Here is a 12,812-nt window from a genome sequence, read left to right on the forward strand (position 1 = left end):
TCTAGTCCTCCTGGGTGAGTTCGCCCTGCGGGGCTTGGCCGTAGACGTTCTGGTAGCGGTCGAAGAGGGCGTCGACGGCCTCGGGAGCGATCGGCTTCGGCTCGCCGAGCTGGCGGGCGATGTGCACGGTGCGTGCGACATCCTCGACCATCACGGCCGCCTTGACGGCGTCGCGTGCGTCCTTGCCGATCGTGAACGGACCGTGGTTGCGCATGAGCACGGCGCGCGAGCGGTGCCCGGCGAGGGTCTCGACGATGCCACGGCCGATCGAGTCGTCGCCGATGATCGCGAAGGGCCCGACCGGGATCTCGCCGCCGAACTCGTCGGCCATCGCCGTGATCACGCACGGGATCGCCTCGTGGCGCGCGGCCCAGGCGGTCGCATAGGTCGAGTGCGTGTGCACGACCCCGCCGACCTCGGGCATGTTGCGGTAGACGTAGGCGTGGGCGGCCGTGTCGCTCGACGGGGAGCGGTCGCTTCCGGGGGTGCCCGGGATGACGGCGCCGTCGAGGTCGCACAGGATCATGTTGCCCGGCGCGAGGTCGTCGTAGCTCACACCCGAGGGCTTGATGACGAAGAGCTCGGCTCCGGGCACCCGCTGCGAGACGTTGCCGCCCGTCCACACGACGAGGCCGTAGCGAGTGAGCTCGGAGTGGAGGGCCGCGACATCCTGCCGGGACTTCTCGATGGCGATCTCGATCTGCGGGGCGAAGGTCGTCATGCGCCCGCCTCCTCTGCTGTTGTGGTCTGAGCTGTCTCGGCCTGTGCTGTCTCGAGGGCTTCGCGTCGGCGGTCCTTGAGCCGTTTCATCACATCGTTGGCCCCGCGGCCGAAGTAGTCGTGCAGCGTCGCGTACTCCGCGTAGAGCGCGTCGTAGGCGTCGGCGCGGGCCTCGTCGGGCTGGTAGGCGTCGGCCTGCAGTCGACCCATGGCGTCGCTGGCCTCGCGGATGTCGCGGTAGGCGCCCGCGGCGACGGCGGCGTGCATCGCGCTGCCGAGGGCCGGGCCCTGCTCGCTGCCGATGACGGAGATGGGCAGGCGCAGGATGTCGCTGTAACTCTGCATGAGGAAGGCGTTCTTGATGAGGCCGCCGGCCGCGATGAACTCGGTGACGGGCACCCCGGAGTCGTTGAACGTCTCGACGATCATGCGGGTGCCGAAGGCCGTGCTCTCGAGGAGTGCACGGTAGATCTCCTCGGGGCGGGTCGCGAGGGTCTGGCCGAGGAGGAGCCCGGAGAGCTCGGTGTCGACGAGCACGGAGCGGTTGCCGTTGTTCCAGTCGAGCGCGAGCAGCCCGTGGGCGCCGACGGGCTGGTCCTTGACGAGCTCGGTGAGGTGCTGGTGCACGCTGAGGCCGGCGGCCGCGGCATCCGTGACGTAGCTCGCCGGCACCTGGTTCTTCACGTACCAGGCGAAGATGTCGCCCACGCCCGACTGCCCGGCCTCGTAGCCGTAGAGTCCCGAGACGATGCCGCCGTCGACGACGCCGCACATGCCCGGAACCTCGACGAGCCGGTCGGAGTTCATCACGTGGCAGGTCGAGGTGCCCATGATCGCGACCATCTGGCCGGGATGCACGGCTCGCGCGGCGGGAGCGGTGACGTGCGCGTCGACGTTGCCGACCGCGACCGCGATGCCCTCGCGCAGGCCCGTCCAGGCGGCGGCCTGCGCGCTCAGTGTGCCCGCGGCATCCCCCAGCTGGCCGATCTCGTGGGCGACCTTGGTCTCGGCGAAGTCGGCGAAGTCGGGGTTGAGCGCACCGAGGAACTCGCGGCTCGGGTACTCGCCGTCTTGCAGGATGCCCTTGTAGCCGGCCGTGCAGGCGTTGCGCACGTAGTTGCCGGTGAGCTGCCAGACGATCCAGTCGGCGGCCTCGACCCAGTGCTCCATCCGGTCGTAGATCTCGCGGTCCTCCTCGAGCAGCTGGAGGCCTTTCGCGAACTCCCACTCGCTCGAGATGAGCCCGCCGTAGCGCGGCAGCCAGCTCTCGTTCCTCGCCGCGGCGAGCTCGTTGATGCGATCGGCGTGCGGCTGCGCGGCGTGGTGCTTCCAGAGCTTCACGTAGGCGTGCGGCCGGCCGGCGAACTCGGGCAGCTCGTTGAGCGGGGTGCCGTCGGCGAGCGTCGGCACCATCGTGCAGGCCGTGAAGTCGGTGCCGATGCCGATGACCTGCGCAGGGTCGATGCCTGCCCGGGCGACGGCCTGGGGAACGGCGGTCTTGAGCACGTCGACGTAGTCGGAGGGCACCTGCAGCGCCCACTCGGGCGGCAGGGTCTCGCCGGTCTCGGCGAGCACGCTGTCCATGACCGCGTGCGGATAGTCGAGCACGGCCTCGGCGAGCTCCTCGCCGTCGGAGACGCGCACGACCACGGCACGACCGGACAGGGTGCCGTAGTCGATGCCGATGACGTACTGCTCGGGCGTGGTTGACACGGTTTCGCTCACCGTCGTGGACTCCCTCGTCTGTCAGCGCGGTCGTCGCGCTCGGAACCGCCGAATGTGAACGGTCACATCGACGGGACAATGGTAGTCACACCGCGCCCGCCGCTGTCAAGTTCTCGCGGCTCACAGCACCCTCCCAGCGCGGAACGGGAGCGTAGAGCCGCGGCGTCCGAACCGCGTACGTACTGTGCACGAACTGCGTACGAACTGTGCACGCGTCACCAGGAGAGGAGCGATATGCCCGGCTCGCTCATCCTCGACGTGCTGCTCGTGCTCGTGCTGCTCGCCTATCTCGTCTACGGCTTCCGTCTGGGCTTCATCCGCAGCATCGCCGGCATCGGAGGCCTCGTGGCCGGCGCCGTCGCGGCGATCCTCGCCATCCCGCTCGTCTCGTCGTGGGTGCCGCAGCCGCAGTGGCGGGTGGCGGCCGTGCTGGCGACCGTGCTCGTGCTCATCGCGGCGGGCAACACCCTGGGCCTGTGGATCGGGCGGCTCATCGGGCGCCCGATCGATCGCACCCCCCTGCGGGTCGTCGACCGGATCGTCGGCGCCGTCGCCGCGGTCGTGCTCACCGGCCTGCTGCTCTCGCTCGTCGCGGGCGGCGTGTCATCACTCGGCATCCCCGTCGTCACCCAGGCCATCTCCTCCTCCGCCGTCCTGCGCACGATCGACAACCTCACCCCCGACCCGGTCGACTCGCTGCTCGCCCAGATCCGTTCCGCGGTCGTCGACGACGGCATCCCGACCATCACGGGGGCGCTCGGCGCGGGGCAGACCCTCGAGATCCCGGATGTCGACACCACGAGCGACGAGCTGAGCGTCGCCGCCCGCTCGGTCGTGCGGATCACCGGCAACGCCTACGCCTGCGGTCAGGGCCAGGCCGGCAGCGGGGTCGTCATCGCCCCGGAGCGCGTACTGACGAACGCGCACGTCGTCGCCGGCGTCGACCAGCCGATCGTCGAGACTCCGGGCGACACCGCGCGCCCCGGCGAGATCGTCTACTTCGACCCCGTCGACGACCTCGCCGTCATCGCCGTGGACGGCCTCGCCGCGAGCCCGCTGCCGTTCACGCCGAACCTCGCCGTCGGTGAGGCGGCCGTCGTCGACGGCTACCCCTTCGGCGGGCCGTTCAGCTCGCAGCCGGCCGTCGTCAACGCCGTCGACAGCATCTCGGTGCCCGACATCTACGGCCAGAACCCGTCGCCCCGCCAGGTCTACGTGCTCTCGGCCGTGGTCGAGCACGGCAACTCGGGCGGGCCCCTGCTCACCGAGGACGGCTCCGTCGTGGGCCTCGTCTTCGCGAAGGACACCGCTGCGGCGAAGATCGGCTACGCGCTCGCCATGGACGAGCTCACACCCGTCATCGCGCAGGCCCCCGCGCTCAACGCCGCCGTGCCCACGGGCGACTGCATCAAGCTCTGAGCAGGCGGCACGCTCTGAGCAGGCGGCACGCTCTGAGCAGGCGGCACGCTCTGAGCAGGCGGCACGCTCTGAGCAGACGGCACGCTCTGAGCGGAGAGCCTACGAGGGCAGAAGACTTGCCGAGGGCACGGACTGGTTCATCCACCACTCGGTGAACTCGCGGGCGCGGCCGTCCTCGGCCAGGCGGATGACCCACAGATTGCTGTAGTTCGGGGCGTTCGAGTACACGGTCACCCCCTGCACGACGGCGACGGCGTCCGTCACGGCGAGCGGGGTCCATTCGAAGGTCGTGGTGCCCGGTTCGTCCCGCCGTTCGAGCCACCCGGAGACGATCTGCGCGTGGCCGTGCCAGGGCTCGACCCAGGGGTCGGTGCGGTAGTCGGCATCCTCGGTGAAGAGCGCGCGGATGTCGGCCGGATCGTTGCTCTGCCAGGCCCGGCGGTATCCGGCGATCCACTCCGCGACGGGGTCGGCGATCTCACTCATGCCTCCGTTCTACGCCCCCTCAGCGGCGATCACCACCCGGCGCCATCCGACCACCATCCGATCGCCACACCGCCGCCACCCGGAACGTCACCCCGAGCGCCACCCCAGGGGCCACCCGGCGCCACCCCGAGCGCCACCCCTCCGGTCAGAGGCGGGGAGGGGCCGTGGAGGCGCGGACGACGAGCTCGGGCACGACGTCGCCGGGGTCGTCGGGCGGCGTGCCCTCGATCTCGCCGAGCAGCCGGGCGATGCAGCGGCGGCCGAGCTCGGCGAAGTCCTGGCGCACGGTCGTCAGCGGCGGCCAGAAGTGGGCCGCCTCGGGGATGTCGTCGAAGCCCACGACGCTCACCTCGCGGGGAACGTCGAGGCCGGCATCCCGCACGGCGTGCAGAACACCGAGCGCCATCTGGTCGTTCGACGAGAACACGGCCGTGAAGCCTCCGGCGGCGAGCATCCGGCGACCGGCCTCGTAGCCGGCCGCGGCCGTCCAGTCCCCGACGACGGGCGCTGCGACCGGCAGACCGCTCGCAGCCAGCTCCTGCTCGAAGCCGAGCACGCGGGCCTGCGCCTCGACCCAGTCGGTGGGCCCGGCGAGGTGCAGGATGTCGCGGTGCCCCAGCCCCACGAGGTGCCGCGTCGCCATCCGCGCCCCCGCCACCTGGTCGACCGAGAGCGCATGGCCGGCGCCCGCCGACTGCATCGTGACGAAGGGAATGCTGATCGACATCTCGGCGAGGGTCGTCGCGATGCGCACCTGCGGGGCGATGACGACGAGGCCTTCGACCGCCTGCGACATCAGGTGGTTGAGCGCCGAGCGCATGGACTCCGGGTCGTCGAGGTCGAGGTTCGCCGTGTTGACGAAGTAGCCCGCCTCGCGCGCGGCCTCCTCGATGGCGGCGATGCTGCTCGCGGGGCCGTACTGCTGACTCGACGCGCGCAGCACCCCGATCGTGCGCGATCGGCTCGTCACGAGCCGGCGGGCGGCGAGATTGGGGCGGTACTGCAGTTGCTCCATGGCCTCGAGCACCCGCTGCCTGGTCGTGTCGCGGATGCTCGTGTGATCGTTGAGCACCCGCGAGACGGTCTGGTGCGAGACCTCGGCGAGGCGCGCGACATCCCGGATGCTGGGGGCCCGCCCCTTCGCAGGCTCGGTCGGCTCGTCGGTGTGCACGTTCACACCGTGAGCTTATGCTGGCCGCTGTCGCGGCGCACGTTCTTCGTCGGGGCGCACCTTCTACGATGCGCCGTGACGAAGAACGTGCGCCGCGAAGCTCAGCGGTGCGCACGAGGGACGCCTCGTTCGGCCAGAAAGCGGTGGAAGACGGGCGCGGCGAACGCGACGCTCCACGGCCAGCGGGCGAACGAGGCGTGTGCCGTCGCCCGCAGTTCGTCCTCGCGAAGCTTCTCGTCCCACACGATGTCACCCGGAGCCCGCGCGTCGGGTCCGTTCGGGCGTTCGTACTTTCCGCGCCCGTCGAACTCGCCGATGATCCGCGGCTCCTCCCACCAGAAGTCCACGTCGAAGTACGTTCCCCGGGCGTTCGGGAACCGCACCTGAAGCTCGGGGATGACGAAACCGAGCTCGTGCATACGTACTCTGCTCAGCGATTCGCCCGGGCTGCCCGAACGCGGGTCCGCGAACTCGATGGCACGGCGGGCGAGGCGGCCTCCACGACGGGGGTTCACCACGTCGAGCTCCTCCCTGAGCGACGATTTCGTGAGGCTCCAACGCCAGGGACCCGATCGGGGCGGGCCGCACGATCGGGCCAGCGATTCTCTGAGCGCATGATCGAGCATGACCACGGAGGTCAGGAAGCTCGACGTCGTCGCCACATCGACGAGGGTGCGAGCGAGGCTCGTCACCCGTGCTCCGTCGATGCTCTCGGTCGCGGCAGCAACCCGCGACCGGTGCACCGTGATCCCGGATCGCGCGGTTCCGCCGGTCGCGCCCGGGTCGTGGGTGTGCACCGCATCGAGACGCGCATCGACGAAAGGCAGCCCGAACAGCGCAGCCGCGGAGTGATGCGAGAAGGTCAGTCGGCCACGAGCAGCCTCGGATGCCGCGAGCACACGGATTCGATGGCGGGCACCCGCGCGCAGCCCCTTCCACCGCTCCCGCGGAAGGTAGAGGCCCCGGTGCACCCTCTGGAGCGTTCCCTCGCGAACGAGCCGGGCGAGCTGATCGGCTCCGACGCCGAGCTCGCGGAACCTCCGGGCACTGATCAGACCCGCGGCATCCGCGACACCGTCAGCACCGCCCGGGCCGCCCGCATCGCCCGCATCGCCCGCATCGCCGAGAATCTCACGAATATCCACGCCCCCATGATCGGCGCAGAAGGACGACCCACGCGCCCGCTTCCCCGGCTCCTGTGCACTCACATCCGGCATCCCACCCTGTGCAGGGCGCACGTCATTCTGTCGCGGCGCACGTTCTTCGTCGGGGCGCACCTTCTACGATGCGCCGTGACGAAGAACGTGCGCCGCGAGGGCGCGGCAAGCTACAGCTCGGCGAAGGCCCGCACGGGGAAGGTGCCGAAGCCCTCCACCTTGGGCGGCACCGCGGTGAAGCGAGCACCGCGGGCGGGCAGCTGCCCGAGGTCGGTCAGGTGCTCGACCACGTGGATGCCCGCGGCCAGCAGCAGGGAGTGCGCGGGACGCGTGCCACCCGACTCTGTGTCGTCGATGTTGAGCGAGTCGATCCCCACGATCGCGGCGCCCTGCTCCACGAGGTACTGCGCGCCCTCCTCGCTCAGGAACGGCGAGCCGGTAGCGTACTCGGGCGTTCCGAAGTGCGCGTCCCAGCCCGTGTGCAGCAGCACGGCGGCACCGGCGACGTCACGGTCGTAGAACACGCTCGCGGGGATGCCGCGGCTCGCGGCATCCGTCAGATGGAGCACCTCGGCCCGCACGCCGACGAGCTCGGCGAGCTCGAGCCCGGAGAGGTCGGCGCCGCCCTCGTAGCGGTGGAACGGGCTGTCGAGGTAGGTGCCCGTGTTGCCGATCATCGTGAGGACGTCCATCGCGAACTCGGTGCCGGGCGCGTAGTGGGAGCGCGACTCCTCGCGGGTGAGGTGCGGCGTGATCGTCGGCGCCGGCAGCCCGGGGTAGGTGACGAGCCCCGCGCGGATGGTGTGGCTGAGGTCGACGACACGCCGCGGGGATGCGGCGGCGGCCTCCGGCTGCGTGCTCCCCTCCGTGTCCGACTGCGGAACGCCCCTGCTGCCGCGGTGCTGCTCCTCGACGATCCGCAGCTTCGAGAGCTCGACGCTCTGCACGAGCGCGAGCCCCAGGTGGGCGATCAGCAGCTGCGCGATCCGGTCCTCGGAGAACTGCTCCTCGAGGATCCGCTCCTCCGACGGCGTTCCGGATGCCGCGGCCGGCAGGTCGAGGCGGAAGTCGCGTGCGCTCAGGCCGCCGCCGTTCACGAAGACGATCTCGGCGTCGAAGTGGGCACGGTGCTCGGTCACGGGGTTCTCCTCTTGTCGGTTGTCGCGTAACAGGTATTAGCTTGTCGCGTCATCGGCTGCCGCGGACTGCTTGCCGCGGGTCACGGGCACCGGCACGAGCACGAGCACGAGCACGAGCACGAGCACGCCACCGTTTCACGAGCGCGACCACGAGCGCCACGACGGCGAGCACCGCGGGGATGAGCAGGTTCGCGCCGGCGAGCAGCACGAGGCCGAAGGTGAGAACGCAGGAGACGACGGCGAGCCACCAGCCGACCGACCAGCGCTCGAGCAGGCGCACGGCCGCGATCGAGCCGAGCACGTAGACGGCGACCATCGAGCTCGTGTGGATGAGGATGAACGGCTCGAGGTCGAGCCCCGTGAGCACGAGGAGGGTGAGGTAGACGAGCGCGAGCACGGCGACGAGCAGCAGGCTGCGCCGCGGCACTCCCCCTGCCTGCGCTCCCGCACCGAACCAGCGCGGCAGGTCGCCATCGCGGCCGAGCGAGGCGCCCAGCTTCGCGAAGGCTCCCAGGTAGGCGTTGAGCACGCCGAGGGCCACGACGGCCGCGACGACGGCGACGAAGATCGAGCCGAGACCCGGCGAGCCCGCGTCGACCAGGTCGAGCAGCGGAACGGCGCTGTCGCCCGCCGAGGTTCCCAGCACGAGCACGGTCACGAGCTGCAGGGCGAGGTAGGCGGCCCCGACGGTGACGATCGCGATGGCCGTCGCGAGCGGGATGGTGCGCCGCGGCCTGCGGAACTCGCCAGCGATGTGGGTGACCGCCTCCCATCCGGCGAAAGCCCAGACGAAGAGGCTGATCGACAGTCCGACCGAGCTCCAGCCGCCGGGCATGAATGGCGTGAGGTTCGCGGGGTCGGCAGCGGGCACGGCGAGGGCGACGACAACGACGACGATCGCGAGCAGCGCCCCGGTGAGCACGAGCTGCACGGCCCCCGAGACCGTGAAGCCGAAGCTGTTCGAGACGAGCGGCGGCACGAGGATGGCGAGTGCCACGATGACCACGGACCAGCGCTCGAGCCCGAGGATGGCGACGACGTACTCCGCGCCGAGCACCGCGACGACGGGTGCGCCCACGCAGACGCCGAAGAAGAACCAGTACCCGGTCATCCGCGCGAAGGTGGGACCGAGGGCGCGGCGCACGAAGGTCGCGACGCCGCCCGAGTCGGGAAACCGCGCGGCGAGCGCTGCGAAGGTGCCGGCGAGCGGGATCGAGAGCAGCAGGACGGCGACCACCGCGAGGATCGAGGCCGGCCCGGCCACGCTCGCGGCGAGCGCCGGCAGCACGAGGATCCCGGTTCCGAGCACGGCGGCGACGTAGAGGGCCGAGCCCTGCACGAGACCGATGGATGCCGCGCGCCCGGGCTCCGCGTCGGTGGCCCGTTCGGGCGCGGCGCCTTCGGCCGGGCTGGGGGTGGTCGCTGTGCTCACTCCCCTATCGTCGCGGATCCGGGCCGTATTCGAAATGGCAGAGTTGACAGTCTGCGTTGATTATCTGCCAGTGACCCGTCCGCGAACGCAGACGCAGACAACGGCGGGGCGGAGCGACCGAAGTCGCCCCGCCCCGCCGTTCGGCGACGCTCAGTCCCTAGCTGGCGTCATCCTGGGAGACGCGCTTGCGTCGGGCGAAGAACACCGTGGCGCCTCCACCGATGAGCAGCAGCGCGAGAAGTGCCCAGCCCGCCCCCTCGAATCCGGTCGAGGCCAGACCGGCCGCGGTGCCCGAGGTGGTCGAGCCCGGGGTCGTGCCGTCGCTGCCCGGGTCGAGCGGCGCGTCCGTGGGGGTGTCGCTCGGGGTGTCCGTCGGCACATCCGTCGGAGTGTCCGTGGGCACGTCCGTCGGGGTGTCGGTCGGCTCATCCGTCGGAGCGTTCGGGTCGACGACCTCGAGCGCACCCGTCGCCGTGAACGCGGAACCCGCGCCCAGAGCCTGGAACTCGTGGGCGCCGAACTCGGCGTCGTCGGGAACCGTCGTCGTGAGCGAGACGGTGCCGTCGGTGCTCACGAGCGAGCCCAGGTCGACCGGGTCGGAGTGGAAGGCGAACGAGACCGACTCGCCCGAGCGGAAGCCCGAGCCCGTGATGGTCACGCTGTCGCCGCGCTCGGCCGATGCGGGGCTCACTGTGAGCGTTCCGGGCTCGGCGGTCGCCTCGGCGCAGGCGTCGCCCTGCACGCCCACGGCCGGAGCCGAGGGCAGCGGGTCGCCACCGGGGATCTCGGGGGTGCCCGGGTTGCCACCGCGCGGCGGGACAGAGGGGATGGTGGGCGTCACGACGCCGTCATCCTCGCGCACCGTGAGGTAGCCGAAGGAGTCGCCGATCGTCGAGCCCTCCTGCGTGTTCGAGACGGTCATCTTGAACTTCGCGGACTGCGTGGTGCCCTGCTCGTTGTCGCCCTTGGTGGGAACCGGGACGGCGATGCAGGTCTGGCCGGGCTCGAAGGTGAGCTTCTTGAGAGCGAGGTCGACCTTGCCGTTGGCCGTGCCGACCGCGCTGAACCAGGCCGTGGTGGGCACGTCCTGCGAGCGCGAGAGCAGCACCGGCACGTAGGCCGTCGCGGGACCGTCGCCCTCTTCGATGTTCACGTCGGGGATCGACAGCACCGGGCGGGTCGAGACCTTCGCGTCGCCGACGCTCGGGGTTGCGAGGAACGCCAGGTCGCCGAGCAGAACGCCGCCGGCGGCACGCGGAGCGGTGAACCGCACCTCGCGGATGTCGGAGAGGTTCACTCCCGCGAAGTCACCGGTCGGGATGGTCAGCTGCTGCAGGAGCACCTTGCGCAGCGGGCTCACCGTTCCCGGCAGCACCGTGAGGGCGTCGCCGTACTCGGAGGCGTGCACCGAGGCCGTCGCTCCCGAGCCGTCCGCGAGCGTCACCGTGAGGTCGGTCGTGCCGGTCGCGGTCTCGTCGGGCGAGACGCGGAACGACAGGTCCTCGTACGAGGTGACGTCGAACTTGCCCGCGTCGAGCGGAACCCGGATCTCGCCGGCGAGCGCGTTGGCGTTCGCCGGGGCGGTGTAGGTGAAGTGCAGCGACGGGGTCGCGGGAACCGACTGGGCGAAGTTCGCCGGGGTGAAGTCGGGAACCTGCGAGGTCGTGAGCGAGTTCACACAGTAGGGCTGCTCACCGGGAACCGGGCGGGCCGAGAGGCTCGCGCAGTACTGGTAGGTGCCCGCGCCGAGAACACGCACATCGGTGTCGGGCTTGTCGAAGTTGTTCACGTCGTACCGGGTGGATGCCGGCAGCGAGGCGCTCACACGCACGTCGGCGCGTCCGGCCGAGACCGGCTTGGCGTCGGAGCCGTCGAACATCGGCAGGAACTGCTGCTCGTCGCCCATGGTCAGACGGAAGAACGCCGTCACGTAGGCGGTTCCGACGTCGTACTGCTCGTCGTCGGTGAGGCGCGTCGGCGAGACGCCGTACTTGCAGTCGGGGTCGCCGTTGTTGTTGTTCCAGTCGTCCGAGGCGGAGAAGGCGTACTTGCTGGGCGTCCACGAGGTGTTGAAGAAGTTGTGGTTCGCGCCCATCACGAGCACCGAGGAGCGGAGCACGTTGTCGTCGAAGGCGTGCTGCGAGTCGTCGAAGAAGTGCTGACCCTGCTGGTTGGAGACGTCGCCGTCGCAGTAGGGCAGGATCGTCGCCGTCGGAACGTCGGGCAGCGTCATCCGGCCGAAGTCGGTCGGGGCGAGCGGCAGCACGGCCTCGATACCGAACGGCTTCTCGAGCTCGGCGTTCAGCAGCGCGGCGCGAACCGCACCGTCACCACCGCGCGAGTGGCCCATGACACCGACGTGGTCGAGATCGAGGCGGCCCTTGAGGCTCGGGCTCAGGCCGTCGACGGGCCCCTCGTTGGCCTCGCGGAGAAGCTCGAGGTGGTCGAGGATGAGCTGCGCACGGGCGACAGCGCCGTTGTCGTCGGAGAGGGTTCCGTCGAGGGCGTTGATCGCGTTGGCCGAGATCGAGACGACGGCGTAGCCGCGGCTCGCGAGAGCCTCGGCAGCGTCGTTGTAGCCGAGGTAGCTGGCGACGTCGACCTGGTCGGGGTTGCAGGGCCACGAGTCGGGGTTGCGGGTTCCGCCCGAGCAGGAGGTGTGGCGGCCGTGCAGGAAGAGCACGACGGGCCGCTCGCCGGCCGCGCCGACGGGCATGAACAGCGCCGCGCGCATCTCGCCCTTGCGCCCGAAGCCGCGGATGTCCTCCGCCTCGTCGCCGAGGTCGTAGTCGTCGCGCTCGACCGAGTACTGGCCGTGCGTCGCGGGGTCGTCGGCGAGGATCGAGGCGATCGAGGACTCGTCGACGACGAGGGCCTTCGAGAGGCGCTGGGCTCCGAGAGCCCCGGCTCCGGCATCCGGCACGGGGGTCTCGACCGTCGGGTCGCCTTCGCCTTCCCAGCCGAGCGCGACGTCGCCGGCCGTCAGCACCACGGGGTCGTCGGTCGTGACGGTGATCGTCAGGCCGTCGAGGGACTGGTTCGCAATGCCGAGGTCGACGCCGTCGGCCCAGAGGGTCGGCGCCGCGTCGCGGAACTCGATCGGCTCGGCGAGGGTCTTCGAGACCTGGTATCCGGCCGCTACCCGGCTGACGATCCAGTCGTCGCCCTGGGCGACGGTGGCGCTGTCATCAGACGAGCTCGCGGCGTAGGCGGGAGCTCCCGCGAGAAAGGGTGTTGCTGCGAAACACAGCGCTGTTGCGAGCGCGATGTGCTTCCAATGGCGCACAGACTTGGGCACATTTCTCCTCAAGGGAAAGGGATGGGGTCGCCCCGACCGCCGTGCATCCGCCCTCGAGTCCCACCCTCGGCACGCGCCCGCCGGTGGGTTGGGAGAAACGCTACTGGGGCGGAAATGTGCCACATCACGTTTTCAGCGACACGTAACATTCCGGAAACAGCATATTTACACCGTGCGCAATTTGAGCTCGCCCCGATGTCGCCGATGTTTACAGACTCGTCACAAACAGTGCATTCCCTATGAGGAACACACAGGAGGAGGCGCC

General features: G+C 70.5%; 9 protein-coding genes. 1 reads left to right on the forward strand and 8 read right to left on the reverse strand.

Annotated elements, in window-relative coordinates:
• Position 1: 1 nt before the first annotated feature.
• Together CLV54_RS15145 and araB are read right to left on the reverse strand one after the other, a co-directional pair.
• Positions 2-721, reverse strand: coding sequence for an L-ribulose-5-phosphate 4-epimerase (locus tag CLV54_RS15145; protein ID WP_100345813.1), 720 nt, complete (start codon positions 719-721; stop codon positions 2-4).
• The gene (araB, locus tag CLV54_RS15150; RefSeq protein ID WP_100345814.1) at positions 718-2,445 is read right to left on the reverse strand and encodes a ribulokinase; all 1,728 of its coding nucleotides are present in this window, start codon (positions 2,443-2,445) and stop codon (positions 718-720) included. The genes CLV54_RS15145 and araB overlap by 4 nt, the downstream gene beginning before the upstream one ends.
• A gap of 234 nt (positions 2,446-2,679) precedes the next feature.
• On the opposite strand from araB, the gene CLV54_RS15155 reads away from it, so the two are divergent.
• Complete coding sequence (locus CLV54_RS15155; RefSeq protein ID WP_100345815.1) at positions 2,680-3,864, forward strand: MarP family serine protease; 1,185 nt, start codon at positions 2,680-2,682, stop codon at positions 3,862-3,864.
• Positions 3,865-3,963: 99 nt separating this feature from the next.
• On the opposite strand, the gene CLV54_RS15165 is transcribed toward CLV54_RS15155, so the two are convergent.
• The 6 genes from CLV54_RS15165 to CLV54_RS15190 form a co-directional block, all read right to left on the reverse strand.
• Positions 3,964-4,350, reverse strand: a complete 387-nt coding sequence (locus tag CLV54_RS15165) for a nuclear transport factor 2 family protein (RefSeq protein ID WP_211294570.1) — start codon at positions 4,348-4,350, stop codon at positions 3,964-3,966.
• Positions 4,351-4,495: 145 nt separating this feature from the next.
• Complete coding sequence (locus CLV54_RS15170) at positions 4,496-5,527, reverse strand: LacI family DNA-binding transcriptional regulator (protein ID WP_245861763.1); 1,032 nt, start codon at positions 5,525-5,527, stop codon at positions 4,496-4,498.
• 95 nt (positions 5,528-5,622) lie between these two features.
• Complete coding sequence (locus CLV54_RS15175) at positions 5,623-6,666, reverse strand: type IV toxin-antitoxin system AbiEi family antitoxin domain-containing protein (protein ID WP_100345816.1); 1,044 nt, start codon at positions 6,664-6,666, stop codon at positions 5,623-5,625.
• Positions 6,667-6,848: 182 nt separating this feature from the next.
• Positions 6,849-7,817 carry a cyclase family protein gene (locus CLV54_RS15180; RefSeq protein WP_100345817.1) on the reverse strand — a complete coding sequence of 323 codons (969 nt, stop codon included), beginning with the start codon at positions 7,815-7,817 and terminating at the stop codon, positions 6,849-6,851.
• Positions 7,818-7,866: 49 nt separating this feature from the next.
• A complete protein-coding gene (locus CLV54_RS15185; protein ID WP_100345818.1) occupies positions 7,867-9,249 on the reverse strand; it encodes an amino acid permease in 1,383 nt (460 codons plus the stop codon).
• A gap of 157 nt (positions 9,250-9,406) precedes the next feature.
• Positions 9,407-12,547 (reverse strand): poly(ethylene terephthalate) hydrolase family protein, encoded by a 3,141-nt coding sequence (locus CLV54_RS15190; protein ID WP_157803010.1) that lies wholly within the window; start codon positions 12,545-12,547, stop codon positions 9,407-9,409.
• Positions 12,548-12,812 lie beyond the last annotated feature (265 nt).

The sequence above is a fragment of the Compostimonas suwonensis genome, assembly GCF_002797855.1.
Lineage (GTDB): Bacteria > Actinomycetota > Actinomycetes > Actinomycetales > Microbacteriaceae > Compostimonas > Compostimonas suwonensis.